15 protein-coding genes are annotated in these 16,461 nt (G+C 45.0%); 4 read left to right on the forward strand and 11 right to left on the reverse strand.

Going from position 1 to position 16,461, the window contains the following annotated elements:
* Positions 1–119: 119 nt before the first annotated feature.
* From AC07KQ_RS03220 to AC07KQ_RS03230, 3 genes are all read right to left on the reverse strand, one after another.
* Positions 120–1,028, reverse strand: coding sequence for a quinone oxidoreductase family protein (locus AC07KQ_RS03220; protein WP_013245498.1), 909 nt, complete (start codon positions 1,026–1,028; stop codon positions 120–122).
* Between the two features lie 237 nt (positions 1,029–1,265).
* Positions 1,266–2,582: an ammonium transporter gene (locus AC07KQ_RS03225; RefSeq protein ID WP_003563654.1), complete on the reverse strand. Its 1,317-nt coding sequence runs from the start codon at positions 2,580–2,582 to the stop codon at positions 1,266–1,268.
* Between the two features lie 403 nt (positions 2,583–2,985).
* Entirely contained in the window at positions 2,986–3,927 is a 942-nt protein-coding gene (locus AC07KQ_RS03230) for a Dyp-type peroxidase (RefSeq protein WP_003563657.1), read from the reverse strand.
* Positions 3,928–4,056: 129 nt separating this feature from the next.
* On the opposite strand from AC07KQ_RS03230, the gene AC07KQ_RS03235 reads away from it, so the two are divergent.
* Complete coding sequence (locus tag AC07KQ_RS03235; RefSeq protein WP_013245499.1) at positions 4,057–4,728, forward strand: MgtC/SapB family protein; 672 nt, start codon at positions 4,057–4,059, stop codon at positions 4,726–4,728.
* A gap of 7 nt (positions 4,729–4,735) precedes the next feature.
* Here the strand turns inward: AC07KQ_RS03235 and AC07KQ_RS03240 are convergent, their stop codons facing one another.
* The 8 genes from AC07KQ_RS03240 to AC07KQ_RS03275 form a co-directional block, all read right to left on the reverse strand.
* Positions 4,736–5,554: a DNA/RNA non-specific endonuclease gene (locus tag AC07KQ_RS03240; protein ID WP_013245500.1), complete on the reverse strand. Its 819-nt coding sequence runs from the start codon at positions 5,552–5,554 to the stop codon at positions 4,736–4,738.
* A 706-nt stretch (positions 5,555–6,260) separates the two neighbouring features.
* Positions 6,261–6,449, reverse strand: coding sequence for a hypothetical protein (locus AC07KQ_RS03245; RefSeq protein WP_013245501.1), 189 nt, complete (start codon positions 6,447–6,449; stop codon positions 6,261–6,263).
* Between the two features lie 448 nt (positions 6,450–6,897).
* Positions 6,898–7,098 (reverse strand): hypothetical protein, encoded by a 201-nt coding sequence (locus AC07KQ_RS03250; RefSeq protein ID WP_013245503.1) that lies wholly within the window; start codon positions 7,096–7,098, stop codon positions 6,898–6,900.
* A gap of 507 nt (positions 7,099–7,605) precedes the next feature.
* Positions 7,606–7,722, reverse strand: a complete 117-nt coding sequence (locus tag AC07KQ_RS03255) for a hypothetical protein (RefSeq protein ID WP_472367091.1) — start codon at positions 7,720–7,722, stop codon at positions 7,606–7,608.
* Complete coding sequence (locus AC07KQ_RS03260) at positions 7,683–7,883, reverse strand: hypothetical protein (protein WP_020751485.1); 201 nt, start codon at positions 7,881–7,883, stop codon at positions 7,683–7,685. Before AC07KQ_RS03260 ends, AC07KQ_RS03255 begins: the two co-directional genes overlap by 40 nt.
* Before the next feature lie 24 nt (positions 7,884–7,907).
* A complete protein-coding gene (locus AC07KQ_RS03265; RefSeq protein ID WP_396350210.1) occupies positions 7,908–8,162 on the reverse strand; it encodes a plasmid mobilization protein in 255 nt (84 codons plus the stop codon).
* Positions 8,163–8,864: 702 nt separating this feature from the next.
* A complete protein-coding gene (locus AC07KQ_RS03270; RefSeq protein ID WP_274990986.1) occupies positions 8,865–9,569 on the reverse strand; it encodes a rhomboid family intramembrane serine protease in 705 nt (234 codons plus the stop codon).
* Positions 9,570–10,094: 525 nt separating this feature from the next.
* Complete coding sequence (locus tag AC07KQ_RS03275; RefSeq protein WP_012491140.1) at positions 10,095–10,784, reverse strand: rhomboid family intramembrane serine protease; 690 nt, start codon at positions 10,782–10,784, stop codon at positions 10,095–10,097.
* 987 nt (positions 10,785–11,771) lie between these two features.
* Here AC07KQ_RS03275 and AC07KQ_RS03280 point away from each other — a divergent pair.
* The 3 genes from AC07KQ_RS03280 (at position 11,772) to AC07KQ_RS03290 (ending at position 16,121) form a co-directional block, all read left to right on the forward strand.
* Positions 11,772–13,421 carry an ABC-F family ATP-binding cassette domain-containing protein gene (locus tag AC07KQ_RS03280; protein WP_041168847.1) on the forward strand — a complete coding sequence of 550 codons (1,650 nt, stop codon included), beginning with the start codon at positions 11,772–11,774 and terminating at the stop codon, positions 13,419–13,421.
* 445 nt (positions 13,422–13,866) lie between these two features.
* Positions 13,867–15,543: a MutS-related protein gene (locus AC07KQ_RS03285; protein ID WP_480156613.1), complete on the forward strand. Its 1,677-nt coding sequence runs from the start codon at positions 13,867–13,869 to the stop codon at positions 15,541–15,543.
* Positions 15,540–16,121, forward strand: a complete 582-nt coding sequence (locus AC07KQ_RS03290; protein ID WP_003593485.1) for a uracil-DNA glycosylase family protein — start codon at positions 15,540–15,542, stop codon at positions 16,119–16,121. Before AC07KQ_RS03285 ends, AC07KQ_RS03290 begins: the two co-directional genes overlap by 4 nt.
* The last annotated feature ends 340 nt before the right edge of the window (positions 16,122–16,461 follow it).

Raw genomic sequence — 16,461 nt, forward strand, 5'->3', positions numbered from 1 at the left:
ACAAATCAGTGGCGAGCTATCTTGCTGCTTATCAGACTACCACCGGCTTATGGTGACAACAAGCTAAAACGCTTAGCGTGACAAAACCGTTAGCTGCCCGTGCTAGAAAACAGACGCGATCAGGGCGTTACTTGAATCACAATTCGGCCTTCATGCGGCTCATCCAGCAATTGGTGGCCTTTTACAAAGCCTTCGCGGGTAAAAGGCAATACATAGCCGACTTTGACGGTTAATTTGCCTTGGGACATAAGATTAATCAAGACTTTAAGTGCTTGGCCGACTTCGGAGCCGCCAAGCGGTCGGGTATGAATGAAACGGATGCCGCGGTTGAGGAGCGGTTCGTGATGACTGACAGATACGATCAGCCCATTGTCCTTGGCCATGGCGACATCATCATCACCACCGATCCCGTCCATGGCGGCATTAATCACGACGTCGGCGGTTTTGGCAAGTTCCTTGACAGGATTCCCGCGGTCATAAGCGACAAAATGTTCAACCCCGAGTTGATTCACATCAACTTCATGGCGGCTGGCGGCGATACCAATCACCGAAGCACCGCGGGCAACGGCTAATTGGATGGCTGCGGAACCGACACCGCCAGAGGCGCCTTTCACGATGACGGTGTCGCCATCGTGAATATGCCCAAGTTCGACCATTCGATAACCGGTCACGCCGGGGGTGATCAGAGCCACACCGTTTTCAGGCGTGATGGACTCAGGCAGTAACACACTCATGTCAGCTGCGGCCGTCACAATTTCTGCGTAAGCACTGGTGGTGCGCGCAACGACGCGATCACCAAGTGCAAATTGCGTTACCTGATCGCCGACAGCACTGACAATGCCAGCAACATCATAACCCGGCACCGTTAAGCCACTGCCACCCATTTGACGAGCAATGCGATCACGATTATTCAGACCGATCGCTTGGGACTTGATTTGAATTTCCTGTGGTCCTGGCGCTGGTGTGGCCAAGTCGATCGCATCAATCACTTCTGGCCCGCCAGCATGACTAAAACCATATCCAAGCATCTTGTTCCCTCCTCATTAAAGTGCTCACCAGCGCAGTTGCCTGCACCTGAGGCAGCTTACACGCCGGTTTCTTTTGCGTTGGTTCACGTTAAGCCTCTATATATCGGCATTTTACCCATGGTAAGAAAGAAAAAACAATTAAAACGACCTAGCCGCTTAGGGGTGGAAACCTCTTACGCAGCTAGGTCGCTATGAAGGTGACACATGGTGGAAATGAACGAACCGGCCATCAGTAGATTACCGATTTTCTCTTCGCGGTTGGGGATCAAAACCATGTAACTGGCCTTTAAATTCATCAGGATTTTGACTGACATAAGTACCGCGGGCCCAACTGGCAGCGACAGTTTCATCAACTGGTTCATCGTGTTCGCTGTAATCCAGCCCCATTTTTTCAGCAGCAGGGGAGACCCGAATGCTGACGAATTGTTTGAGAACTACAGTGATTAGACTGACCATAGCACCAACTAAGACGATCACGATGGCGGTGCCGACAAGCTGGATTAGGAGCAGCTGCCATCCACCGCCATAAGCCAAGCCAGCGTGCGCAATGTCGGGGGCGACCTGTTTGCTGGCGAACACACCAGTCAAAATACTGCCGACAATCCCAGCGACCCCATGGCAGCCAAAGGCGTCTAAAGTATCATCAATGCCTAGCCGTGGCTTGATTTTGCTGATAAACCAGTAGCTTGTCAACGTTGCCGCAACGCCAATGCATGCTGCCCCAAAACTCGTGACATAGCCAGTGGCCGGAGTGATTCCGACAAGCCCACACAAGGCACCGGTACAAGTTCCGATCAGCGTTGGATGGCCGGTTTGCCAGATGTCCAGACACATCCATGTGACCAATGCCGCGGCGGCGCCAACCGAAGTCGTTAATGCTGCCGTCATCGCCGCTTGATTAACACCGAGTGCAGAGCCAGCGTTGAATCCATACCAGCCGATCCATAAAATGGCCGTGCCTAGAAGCACCCAAGGCCGATTATAAGGTGTGATATGTTCATCCGTGCGGCGGCCTAGAAAGGCGGATAGCGTCAAAGCGGTAATGCCAGCATTGATGTGGATCACCGTGCCGCCTGCAAAATCAAGCACACCCAGACCGGCCAATAAACCGTGCGGACTCCAGATCAAGTGGACAAGCGGGTAATAAACCAGCAATGACCACAAGACGATAAAACAAGTTAGAAACTTAAAATGCATCCGACCAACGACAGCGCCGACAAACAAGGCCGGCGTGATGATGGCAAACATCATTTGGAACAGCACATACACACCGGTTGGAATTTTCGCCGTGGTCACCGCGCCAAGCGAAAGATCACTCAAAAAGAAATGATGAACCTGACCGATGACACCGAAAAGATCGCCATTAAAACTGAGCTCATAGCCGACAGCGACCCAAAGTAGGATCGCAATCCCGGTGATGTAGAAAACCGACAGCATCGTATTAATCACGTTGCGTTTGGAAACCAGTCCACCATAGAAAAAAGCCAGTCCCGGCGTCATAAACCAGACTAATGTACTCGCAATAATTACAAACCCAGTATCAGCTAAATTCATCTCTGCCACCTCATTACCATTGATGGCGGTATTGTAGCATGGCATTTTCAATAGCATAGCGATTCGGTCGATCTATTGGCCTAGAGCAAATCTGGTGCTGAAAGGAGAAAGACTGCTATCAAAGGATTTTCGAAGCGGTAAAAAAACTGAAGCCGCGTTAGCTTATGTGACATGAAAACTTGACGATTTTATGGCAAACAGAAAAGTTGGCCATTGGTCTATGCGATAAAAATTGGTTTTTAAATGAATATAAGTGAAGGCAAGGTTTGAAAACTGGCGCAGTCGCCATACAAAAACACAGGGAAAAGCGGCTACTGATTGCGACCATGTCAAACCCAAGATGGTGGTGTTTGGTAGCCCTCAGTGTAACTGTTTTCCCTGTGTTCCTAAACAAACACGTTCATTAAAGTTCGCCGTCTGCGATTTGACCGAGCACAGATTTGGACGGAATGAAGAACAATTCGCCAGTTTCTGGCGTCGAAAAATCAAGCAACCGATCAGAATTGTCAAACATGCCTTGCAACATACGCTTGGTGACCGTCCAATGACGGGCATAGCCGATGAAGTAGGTTCCGTTTTCGTTTTTGGCCGGATTACTGAACGGGACATTCATGCGCACAATTTTATGTTCAACGCCGCCGTCATTATCCTGAGAAACCACATTGTGGGCATTTGGCAGCTTCTTTTCGTCAGCTAACTCAATATCGTTGAACTTCTTTCGACCGATGGCTTTTTCTTGGTCCTCCGTCGTCAAATCGTTCCATGCTTTCATATTGTGTTGGTATTTTTGCGCAAAAGCATAGGAGCCGTTTTCAAATGTGGGATCTTCATCGCCGATCACCGCATACTCTGGCGTGTCGAGTGCGCTTGGATTTTCCGTGCCGTCGACAAAGCCAATGATCGCTCGGCCTTCGAAATAGCGGAAGCCATGGGTTTCATCGAGTGTCACAGTCTGATCGTCAATGATGGTCATGATCTCTGACATGAGTTCGAACGGAACGGCTGAATTCTGCGAGCGAATGTGGAAGAACAGATCAGCTGGGGTTGCCACTGCGGTATATTTTGGCCCGACAACTGGTTGGAATTCCTCCAACTCTTTAGGCACCGGTGCTGCTGGGAAAAGATAATCCCAAGCTTTTCGCGACAAGCCAAATGCAACCGCCAATTTTGCATCTGGGTAGCGAATGTTCATGCTATTGATGAATGCTGGTAAGTGCTCTGCTAAGTCGGCAATCATGGCTTTGTCGGCTGCGGCATCTTCGCGCTTAAGGTCAAGCGTAGCAAAAATAATGTCAGACCCGGCATCCTTATAGACATCCTGTACATCACGTAAATTTATGGTCATCGTTACGCCTCCAAATTAGAATCATTCTAACCTACTATAGTCTACCATAGCGGTGGCTGATTGCAACGATTTCGCGATGTTTTTAACCTAGGCATTCGGTGGTAAAGTAAGAACAAAGGTTGTGATTGTTTGATAATTTCAGTAGCAGATCAAGCCGAACTTGTCATTCGACTGGTGGTGGCTGCACTTTGCGGCTTTGCCATTGGTTATGAACGCAAGAATCGCTTCAAAAATGCCGGTATCCGCACACATATGATTGTGGCGTTGGGTGCGGCCTTGATTATGATTGTCTCAAAATACGGTTTTTTTGATATTTTAGATTTGAAAAATATGGCATTGGATCCTTCACGTGTCGCGGCTCAGATTGTTAGTGGCGTCAGCTTTTTAGGCGCTGGCGCCATTTTGGTTCGCCACAATAACGTGAATGGTTTAACGACAGCTGCCGGGGTTTGGACGACAGCGGCTGTGGGGATGGCAATTGGGGCGAAGCTGTACCTCATCGGCTTGGCCGCAACTGTCCTAGTGCTCTGCATTCAAGTCCTGCTCCATCATCACTATCGCTGGCTGCCCAGCGGTGATAACGGCATTTTGACAATTCGGGTCCGCAGCGAAGGCTTTGACATGGTACATTTACGCGAAACATTAGGCAAGTACCATATCAAGGTCCTGAATGTGTCCATTAAACATGAAGGCGACGAAGTTAAAATGACCCTGCATGTGGAGAGCAAAGCCAATGAAGACATGCGGCGCCTGCTGACGTTTTATGCCGACAATCCGAATATTATTTCGATTGAATTCTAGGCAATCGCTAATTAAGTTGGCTAGTACCGTCTGCATAGTTGAGGGTCACACCAGGCTGAATGTTGAAGATGTAGACATTAAAATGAATCGTGTTGTCGCCGATACTTTGCGCACGCATCGCCACACCGCGTGGTAACAGTTCATCACCGCGAAAGATCGGGGTGACTTCATAACGAATAAAATGTTGGCGTGACTGTTTCAAATAATGTGCCATATCATCTTCATGGGCCTGCATCAACGGCGAATTTAACTGCCGCGTTCCAGTCATCAAATTTTTCGGATTATTATTTTCACCGGAAAGCTGAAAACCAATTAAATGACTGCGGTTGTACAGCCATTCGCCATGCACTTTCTTGTTGTGCCACCCAGTTGGATTCCAAGTCAGCGGCTCGCGCTTGGCAGTTGGCATGATAGCTTGATTCAGTAAAGCATTGGCAGTACCAGCACGGTTGAGACTATCGAGATTGCTAAATGTTGTCCACGGGCCTTTATCAGTGGCAAGTTCTGCTTTCGTAAAACCAGGCTCGTTATTGTTGACGGTAATCTCGGCAGTGTTGTTGTAATTGAGCTGCGCCAGTTGCGTGACCGGCTGGCGCGAGGTGGCATCCGTTGCCGGCACACTGTTGCTAACTGAACTTGATTGCAGCGGTGTCCCCAGCAGTGAAGTGTGTTGCTGCGTGTAGGTGTAACCGCCGCTGGCTAAGCCAAACAACAGCAACGTCGCCGCCAATCGCCGATTCGCCCGCCGTTGCCGCTTTGTGCCTTTTCGCAGCAAAAGTAGCAGCATGCCAGCGAGAATGAGAATGAATGTGATCAGGTTATTCAAAGTGTCCTCCAAGTGACTGATGTATGTATTGGGCGAGAAAAAGTTTAGTCCACTGATGCTATGAAAAGTATAATGCTCAGTGCTAACGTAGTATTTTCAAAGGGTAGAGTCAGAGCGGCTAGAAACCGGTACATTTGGTGAGCAGGATTGGATGTATCAGGAAAAATTAATATGCTCTGAGATCTGATAAGGTGAACGTATTTTTCAACTAAATCATTCAGGTGACAGATACAGTCCTTGCGAGCCTTTAATAACAGAATACGCCAATGATAGAGAAATATTTTTTTGAACCGACTACTTTTAAGATAGCCACCGCTCCAGTGAATGATGTTTTGTCCTTTATCAATGAATACTAAACAAACGGGCAAAATATGAACTGTTTCAGAAACTATACATTAATTAGCTTTACGTATTTTTATAACTTGTATGAACGACGAGGATTGTTCTTTTACCGTGTCAATTCTAACGTCATCTCGTATGTAATGCATCCATTCAGTCAGGCTAATTACGGGGTCGTCGAGACATTTCTTCATTACAGTAAAAAGTAATTTCATACGCGGATGAGTTCGGGCATCATTAAAAAATAGGCCTACACTTTCTGTTGTTGAGGATTAATCAACACTGAAGGTATAGGCCTGTTTTTGATAGCATAGAAAGACACCTACTCAGTGTCCATGCTATGTTTGTTAACATTGAAACCAAGTAATTATATTAGCGTGACGTATTCTTTAACCAGCTCTAATCTCTCCGCATCTGTTCGGTAGAATTCTGTTTGTTGTGCCAATGCGATTGCTAAGAACTCATAGCCATTGTGCTTTAATTGCTCAATAGTGGTTTTAATTAGCTCATCAATGCTTTTCCCTGACGAAATCACCTTTATATTCGTCTTAGTCATGATTGTCCCCCCTCGGCGGTAGTGCCTGTTGTTTGAGAGCACTTATGGCTCAGTCTCATGAAAACCGGCCGATTCTGCTTTGCAAACATGGAAGGCAGCTGTACAAAGCCCAGACAGAAATATTAGAGAATTATTTTAACATATATGGCTTAATGCATGAATTCGGCGTACCGCCAGAACCGTAGCGACTGCATGTGTGCGGCGGGGTGGGATTACAGTCTCCATTATGACATCTATACCGCCACTCCATCAATTACCGCCGCAGGTCACTTTTTGAAGTTCAGATGCAGTTGGTTCTTTAAATTCATTTAAACTCCGTACCTGCATGTAAGTTGCGCTGGAGCTCTCAAGAAAGTGGAACAAAGTATTTTTATTTCCTGTAGATTTCAAACACTTCCTTAAGACTTATCAGATTAGTGCAAATAATCGTGCGCCAAATCAATCTAGGTTATTTTTTTAAGAACGCAAGTACGTTCTTCTTATCTGTTTTCATGCTTCCCGCCAAGAACGCAACTATGACTGCAATAACAGAAAGCACAAATTCCAATAATGACCACTTAAAAACTAATGTTAAAACTAACGGTACAAGGACTGCAACTAACAAAACTCCATCTCTGGGGCCTAAATTAAGATAAGGATACATCATCATGGGGTATCACTTCTTTCGTTACCTAGCTTAGGTAATGCTAATTTTATCATCAGTTTTAATCGCCATTGCGTCCACCTCCAATAATCTGGGTGAGCTCTTTGGTGAACCAATAATGTTTGCAAAAGTCTACGTATTGGCGAGATAGGCATCAATTGGAGGCGGAATTGTATCCGGATCAGAATTTAATCGCGGCTCGGAAACAGGGACAAAAGGAGAAGAGGCGCCTTCTGATATCGTCACTAAATCAGTGGGTGTTGATGATTGTCCATAGTTCAACAGCATCATGCTTATCTCCTCGTAGCTTTGCAAAAGGAATATGTTAAACAATGACTTTTACAGAAGAGAAAACACTGATATCACATATGGCAAGCGCTTACTAAGTTATCCAAATAAAGTACTACGCACTTGTCCTCTCTCTGTCAAGAAAAGACACTTTGAACGTCAGGGTGGACACTGATACTACTGATTAAGCAAGCAATGGTTGGCTGCTCTTTAAGATTGCTGTAGTTACGATTTATTTAACAGTTGATTTTTCAGGAAGTTCCAGTAAGTCTTCTTGCCAGTGATAATGGAGACTTCCCCAGCTAAGCCATAACGTAAGGTGCGGGCTTGTTTTGACGTGATGTTGACTTGTGCCGGACGATTTTAAAGACATTCGTGTCTTTCGTCACAGCCGGGCCGCTATCAATTTGGGTGATCTTGCCATTGAAAACGAGAGGAACTGGAGCGTGACGGGCAATCTTTAATCGAACGTTCTGCCCCTTTTTAAAAACTGGAAATGTCATTAGTTAACATCAAGAGGGTCAACGCTACCTTCTTTTGAGGATGGGCAAATCGTTGAGGTTGACCCTGAGATCGCTGGCTTTGGCGTAATAAGGCAATTGCTTCAAGTTGTTGCTCGGTCGGTGGAAGGCAAGATTGATCGTTTCTTCATGACTAAATTGGAACTCGCGTAGCTTCGCTTTGACGGCCAATGATTTGGTGTAAGCACTCACGGACATGCCCAAGGGCGCAACCGATTTTCGAAGCTTCTCGTATTGGTCAGGGGTAAGCCGAAAATTAATTTGAGGACGCTGGGGATCATGAAAACCAGCTCACCTCTCTGTGAGGACGCATTCCTCCATATGCGGCCGACTTCCAGCCGGAAAAGTGTAGAATTGAAGGTTCGATTTGCTGCCACCAGTCTAAGACTCTCATTTTGGGTGGTATTGGTTCATTTGCTAGACAAATCGGGTATCGCTGCGCTCCCCAATTGTCAGTAAATGGCTTGTAAGAAGGGAGCTGCGCTCCCCTCTTAACTCCCCACAAAAATAGCCGATTACCTATTCGGTAACGGCTATGAAAACCGGTCAATTCTGTTTTGCAAAACGACCATAAGAGATGTTCCTTATCGTAGCAAAGAAATTAAAAGCCAAATCTGTATTTAACAAAGCAGACATGGAGTGGGTTTAACTGTCTTTTGCCGGAACATCAATTGGATATGGTAAAAGGTGGAAAAAGGAACTGGGTTCACCTTCCTCAGCCGGAACGAAAGAAGTACCTCAGATAATATTTGCAAGCTCAGCAGATGCTAGTGGTAAAAATTGACTTAGGAACATGGTATTACATCCCTTGAATATTCGAACATGACAGGTTAATTGAAGAATGAACTGACAAATTATAAGACGAGAAGAAAATGGATGTGCTGTACGCGGTCTAAGAAACCGCTCTCTTATCTGTTGAACAAAGTTTACTCACATAAGTCTTCCTGTCAAGAAACGACCACTTTACTTAAGTGGATTAACATCATGAGTTTTTAAACCAAGCTTTTTATGCTGTCTATAAAGAAATATAAATGCTAGTATGCCACCAACTAATCCCCCAAAAAAATGAACATAGGCCGTTATTGTGAACCATTGGCCCCAAATGAAATTTAAGATTAAAGATAGAATTCCGATAAAGGATACAAATATGAGAGCGCTTAGTCTAAATTTTTTCTGAGGTAGGTTTTTGGAAGCTTTGAATACGAAAATAATGAGAGCGAAGATGTACAAACCCGTTATGGATGTTGAAAGCCCAACAATTCCATGAGAGTATCCAAATGTAGTTAAAAAGGACCAATAGTTGCCGTCAGAGTTTACTAAAGAAACAATCAAAACGTCTGCTAACAGATTTCCTAATACGCCCGATAAAAGTAGGAGTGATAAATATAAGGCCTTGCTAATTATAGGAGAAACAACCCAAGTCAATATAATCAACAAAAACATATTAGAAACTAAGTGAGTGATTCCTGTGTGAGGAAATAAAGATGTTAGCAGTCTATAATATTGACCAGACAGTGATAGTGAAGGAAAGTTTGTGGCAAAGTCACTTATTAAAAAATAATTGGATAAGTCGCTATTTTCTAGAAAAAAGATGCTGGAACAAATAGTAATAATCCAGAACAATGGGCTTAGAGCTATGCGTTTCATTAACCTTATTACTTGATTCATTCTAGCTCTCCTCCAACAAGTCTCTGAAATGCTGTTGTAAATGAAAAGCAGAATTATCGTATTCTGCTCACATAGATGATAATTTTGCTTTAGTTTATTTCACAATCTATGGAATAAGCGGGTAGCGTAAGCTTCCTCCGACAAATGGCAGGTGATGAAGGATGTTATCGAGCCAACCACCACGTCCCGTCCCAAAATTGTGCGGGTTGAATATCATCGGAAATACGTTGAGCATCGGAAGTATTCAGATTAGAAAATTCATTAATACTCTTCATATTTTTTATCAAAGCTTAATTATTCGCCAGATGGTTGTTACTTAATTTAAAACGACTTATCCGTCATGTCAAATGTTTTCTTTTGCTATTTGAAATTTTTTTAATTTCAAATTTTAATCAAAATGCAATTTTAAAAAAGGAAATTTATTACTAATAAATCAGTTAAATTCCACGAAGCGGAGCTTTTGAAAAGGTTTAAAAGATCTTACATAGAAGAAAACGAAAAGCGCCAAATACTTTAACGTGGCAATTATTCTCTGATGAGCGACTCATTTCTTTGATGACGTCTGTATAAAAAGATCAAAGCTAATAGAATGCCAATTAGGCCGCCACCGATATGAGAGTACGATGGTATGGATAACCATGGATTTGTCGAAAGGTTTTGGTATGTGTATAAAATCTGCGAGCATACGGCAAACACAAGCAGGCCTGATTTGAACTTAACTTTCGTGAAGCGCCTAGCGTTAGCGAACAAGAAGACGATTATTGTAAAGGAAAATAAGCCCATTATAGCCGTAGAAAAACCAATAGCCCCATATGTGTATCCAATTGTTGTCAAAAATGACCAAACGTGGCCATCTAGTTTGTACAGATAAGTAATGAAAGTATCAGCCAATAAGTTTCCAAAAACGCCAGAAAACAGAAGTACCATTAAATATTGAAATCTAGTAATGTTGGCGGATATGATCCAAGTTAGAAGTGCTAGGAAAAGCATGTTGCCACTAAGATGGAAAATATCTAGGTGTAGAAAAAGCGCGGTAAATAAGCGGTAGTACTGGCCTGAAAAAACTTCAACAGGAGAGTTCCAACAATATCGAGTTAGGAAAAATGATATTGAAGATGTGAAAAATTCTAAATATGTAATCCCGAAACAGACGATGACGATCCAAAATAAAGGACTCGTGAATGTAAGCTTCACTTTACTTGATAACTTTCTCATGGTTTGTCCTCCCCCACATTTCACCACCAGATATTGTGAATACGAATAAAAGTAGTCGGTTATCTCATCGGTATAGATAACTACCTTATACTTATGGGAATGGATCTACGCGATTATTACCGCCCTCCATGAGTGCCGCCTTCAAAGAGTTCCCTCAGCCACTCACTGAAGGGGCAGTTGCTAGAGCCGGCGTCGCCATCACCATAATTATCATCGAGGTGAGCAAGTTGAATACCACCGGAGATATATTAAGCATCGGACGTGCTCAGCTCGGAAAATTCATTAATGTATTTCATAATGTTTTCCACTAAGCTTAACAACTTGCATACGATTAGTTGTTAACTTAAAACGGTCTTTTTACGATGTCAAGCGTTTTCTTAGTAATATTGCTTGCTTTTTTCAAACGTTTCTAATCGGATTGCAATTTGTAGAAAGTGACCTTTTTACTAATAAATTGTTATATTACAAAATTCAGAAAATACGTAGAGGCTCTTATATTTGTGAAAGCATTCATATCTGAAAATTTTATTTACAAAATTCGAAAATAATCATGGCATATTCAGCAACTGATTTTTTAGAAAATTCAATAAAGCTTTTTCCCTGTGATGAGCGAGGTTTTCCAAGCTAAGCCACACTGTAGACTGCGGTCTCGGTATGGCGTGATTATGATCTGATCAGTGTTGTTGTCTTTGATAACGGGTGCCTGCTATCAATCTGAGCGATGTGGCCATTGAGAACAAGAGCTACTGGGACACGACGGTCAATTTTTAGCCGAACGTATCCTCTTATGAGAAGCCGTCCTAGTTAGTTGTCAGATCTTTTTTTATTGATTAAGGACGGTCAGCTGATCCTGATATTGCTGAGCTGCGGCTGATAGATTTTAGCCTCTTCTGGGTTAGCAGCAGCATGATAGGTCTGACTGACGTATTTGTGAAACCCCCAAATATCTGCTAATATATGTAGAAATCTTTTAAGCGAGGTATAAAATTGCTCACAGTAAACAATGTATCAATGACGTTCTCCGACCGTAAGCTATACGAAGACGTTAATTTGAAATTCACGCCCGGTAATTGCTATGGCATTATTGGCGCAAACGGCGCGGGAAAATCGACTTTTCTTAAAATCATCCAAGGTGAACTGACCCCAACGACCGGGACGGTTAGTTTGTCGCCGAATGAGCGGATGAGTAGTCTGCGTCAGGATCACTTTGCGTTCGACAATCAAACGGTGATGAACACTGTTTTGCAAGGTTGGGAACGACTTTATCAGGTGATGACGGAAAAAGATGCTTTGTATGCTAAGCCAGACTTCTCTGAAGCTGACGGGAATAAGGCAGCCGAGCTGGAAGGTGAGTTTGCCGAAATGGACGGCTGGAACGCTGAAAGCGACGCGTCTCAGCTGTTGCAGTCATTGGGCATTGCGGAAAGTGAGCACCAGAAACTCATGGCTGATCTGCCTGAAGGGGAGAAGGTCAAGGTGTTGCTCGCTCAAGCGTTGTTTGGCAAACCCGACGTTCTGCTGCTCGACGAACCAACCAACGGGCTTGATCCGCAAGCGATTAACTGGCTTGAGAACTTTTTAGCTGACTATGAACACACCGTTTTGGTTGTCTCTCATGACCGGCATTTCCTGAATGCGGTCTGCACCATGATGTGTGATGTTGACTTTGGTAAGATCGAACTTTATGTCGGCAACTACGATTTCTGGAAGCAGAGTTCTGAACTGGCCTTGCAACTGCAAAGCCAAGCGAATGCTAAAAAAGAAGAACAGATCAAGCAATTACAGGAATTCGTGGCGCGTTTCTCCGCCAACGCTTCAAAGTCCAAGCAAGCCACTTCACGTAAAAAGCAGCTTGAAAAAATTACGTTAGATGATATTCGGCCTAGCACACGGAAATATCCGTACATCAAGTTCGAACCAGAACGCGAAATCGGTAACGATTTGTTACGGGTCGAGAATGTTTCCAAGACAATTGATGGTCATGAAGTACTGAAAAATGTCAGCTTCATTTTGCGGCCAGGTGACAAAACAGGGATCATCAGCCGCAATGACGTGACTGCCACTGTGCTGATGCAGGTGCTGGCAGGTGAGCTTAAACCTGACACCGGCACCATCACATGGGGTGTCACCACCAGCCGTGCCGCTATGCCAAAAGACTTGAATCCTGAATTTGATCATGATGATCTGAACATTCTCGATTGGTTGCGGCAGTTTGCACCACAAGACGAACAAGATAACACGTTCTTGCGTGGCTTCCTCGGTCGGATGCTCTTTTCTGGGGATGAAGTGCTCAAGCAACTGAACGTCTTGTCTGGTGGCGAAAAGGTCCGTTCATACTTGGCCAAAATGATGCTGAGCAAGGCAAACGTCCTCATCATGGACGATCCAACCAACCATCTTGATCTGGAAAGCATCACCAGTTTGAACGATGCCTTGATCGACTTCAAAGGCTCATTAATCTTCACCAGTCATGACCATCAGTTCATTCAAACCATTGCTGATCATATTATCGAGGTTGGGCCACTCGGTGTTGTTGACCGTGCGGACACAAGCTATGATGAATTCACGCAACACGAAACCGCTCAGGCCCAGGTCGCCGATATTTATCCGGCTGATAAAAAGAAGTCGAAGGCTTGATTGCTGATATCGTGCTGAAAGGTACAGGTTGTGGCATCCTATACAGTCACTATACAGGCGAACAATTTTCCGTAGTTAGGGAAATTGTTCGCCTGTTTGTTTGCTCATGGATAACTTATTGGAATTTATAAAGATCCCAGTGCCAAGGCGGAGCAATCGTAGGCCAGATGGGGTCAAAGCGCCGTCTCCGCTCTAGCTGCGCGTCGCCAGCCCAGCTGGCCGGAGATCGCTAAGTTTGGCACGGTAGGGATTGTTGCATAGATCCTTTCTGAATTGTTTGAATTTTAGAATTCTTGCTCATCTCTACTTCAATTTTGTTTTTCAAAACCATCTGATAGATAATATCAGCATAAGTAACCGACAAGATAAGTGTGTGTGACCCGCGCAAGTTGTTATTGAAAGTCTCACCAATCTGGTCACATCAGCTAAGAAAGCAGTGATCAATATGTCACAACCCATTACGATTCTTCTCAGCGTCACCGGCTTTATTGTTGCGATGATTGTCCTCAATGGTTTGTTAACCTGGCAGCGACAGCAAAAGCTCAAGCGCCAATTGCTAGCTGACTGGGGCACTTTTCCTGAAAAACGGCCAAAAGGTGAGCGCTATTTAAAAGCCGCCTATCTTGATCATGAAGCCCAAGTTAATCACGATTGCCAAGTTGACGACCTGACTTGGCAGGATCTTGATATGTTAGACGTGTTCGAACAGCTGAACGTCACCCAAAGTAGTGTTGGCGCTGAACGGGTCTATGCACAATTGCGGGCTTATGATTTAGGCAAACCAGCTGTTGACGAGGCGTTGATTGCCTTTTTTCAAGATCATCCTGACAGCCGATTGAAAGTGCAAATGGCGTTTGCCGGACTTGGCATCGAGCCGGCGAACAATAGCCAACTTTATCTACGGACAACCACCAAAAAAGCCTTGCCGAATGCATGGCGATTCAAAGTAATGGGCGGTTTTCCATTTATAGGTGTCTTGTTGACGCTATTGTGGCCGGCAATTGGGGTGACCGTGATGGTGGTCAGTTTGCTGGTCAACGTGTTCTACTACATTTTGAAACGTGAAGGCCTTGATGCCGAAATTACGTCTATGGGTTACCTTGTCCGGACGATTATTACGGCAGAACGTCTCGCCAAAATTAGCCAACCGACTCAAGCAGCATTGCGACAAGCAGTTAAACCAATGCGCGGCATCACGCGATTTGCGTTTGTCTTCCGGACCAAGACCGGCAGCATGGGCGACATTTTAACTGAGTATCTTAGCATCATGTTCATGCTGAGCTTTATTGCCTACAACACAGTGCTCGATCGCTTAAGCAGCCACCATGCTGAGGCACTAGCCCTGTGGCAACGGCTGGGCGATGTAGAGTTGGCCATTGCCATTGCTAATTTTCGCGCGGCGGAAGCGACTACAACGCAGCCAGTCTTTGCCAAAGGCGGCATGACCGCCACTGACTTAGCCCATCCTTTGTTGAAACATCCCGTTGCCAACCCAGTTGACTGGCAGAAAAATGCGTTGATCACCGGCGCCAATGCTTCCGGTAAGTCGACCTACGTCAAAAGTATTGCGATCAATGCCATTTTGGCACGAACGATCAATACCGTGACAGCGACAAGTTTCACGATGGATCCAGGAGAAGTCATCACGGCTATGGCGGTGCGTGATGATCTGAGTGAAGGCGATAGCTATTTTGTTGCGGAAATTAAAGCCATTCGGCGGCTGCTCAATGCTGTTGCCAAAAAGAAACGCGTCTATGGTTTTATCGACGAAATTCTAAAAGGGACGAATACCGTCGAACGAATTGCCGCTTCGGCGAGTGTCATTAATTGGCTAAAGCAATATCCGAGTTTGGTTGTGGTCGCGACACATGATAATGAATTGACGGACATTATGGGCGATCAATGCGTCAACTGGCATTTTCAAGAGAAAGTGACGAAGGAGGATGGCGTTGTCTTTGACTATTTGCTCTATCAAGGTCCGGCCACTTCGCATAATGCCATAGCACTGTTGGCAACCATGGACTATCCAACGTCCTTAATTCACGATGCGCGGCAGTTGGCTGCGGATTTTGAACGTAGCAAAGCATGGCCTAAGTTTGTTAAAGGAGGGATTCAAGCGTGACAGATGCAGATAAAATATTTGAGGCTATTCGTCAGGATCCCGATAACGCTGACTTTACCGCCCAAGGATGGGATCCGCTATATCATATTGAACCTGAAGCAACGATCCTCATCGCCAGTCAGGCACCAGGACGAAAAGCACAAACGACAAAAACATACTGGAATGATCCAAGTGGTGACCGCTTGCGAACTTGGATGGGCGTCACCAAGGATCAGTTTTATCACAGCGGTAAAATTGCAGTTTTGCCGTTAGATTTTTATTATCCCGGCAAAGGTAAGTCAGGTGACTTGCCACCGCGTAAAGATTTCGCGGCCAAGTGGCATCCTTCTTTGCTGGCGTTAATGCCAAAGATTCAACTTACAATTGTGATTGGCGCCTATGCCCAAAAATATTATTTAGGAAAGCATCGCGAAAAGACGCTGACGGCCACTGTCAAAAACTTCCGGACGTATTTACCTGACTATTTTCCGATCGTCCATCCTTCGCCTCTAAACTATGGGTGGGTTAACCGTAATCCATGGTTTATGACCGATGTGGTGCCGGCATTACAGGCGCAGGTTGCAGACTTGATGAAGTAGAATGAATTAATGTGACGCGCTCGCAGGAGTCTACACATACCAACCTTGAAAAAGTCAGGCCATCATTCACAGCCCTCAAATAAATGCGAACAGATTATCGCAAAAGGTTTTTGTCGTCCTACATCTCGTGCATAACTTATCCGGATATAAAGATGTCAGTGCCAAGGCGGAGCAATCGTAGGCCAGATGGGGCTCAGCTGTGCAAACAACACAGCGACCGGGCTTTGTCGCTGATGTTGTTAGGCGACTTCGAGACCGGTTTTTGGGCTCGAAGCGCCGTCACGCGTTCCAGCCCCAGCTGGCCGGAGATTGCGGAGTTTGGCACGGCCGGGGATTGTTA

This window comes from Lacticaseibacillus sp. YLM2-1, from assembly GCF_056583465.1.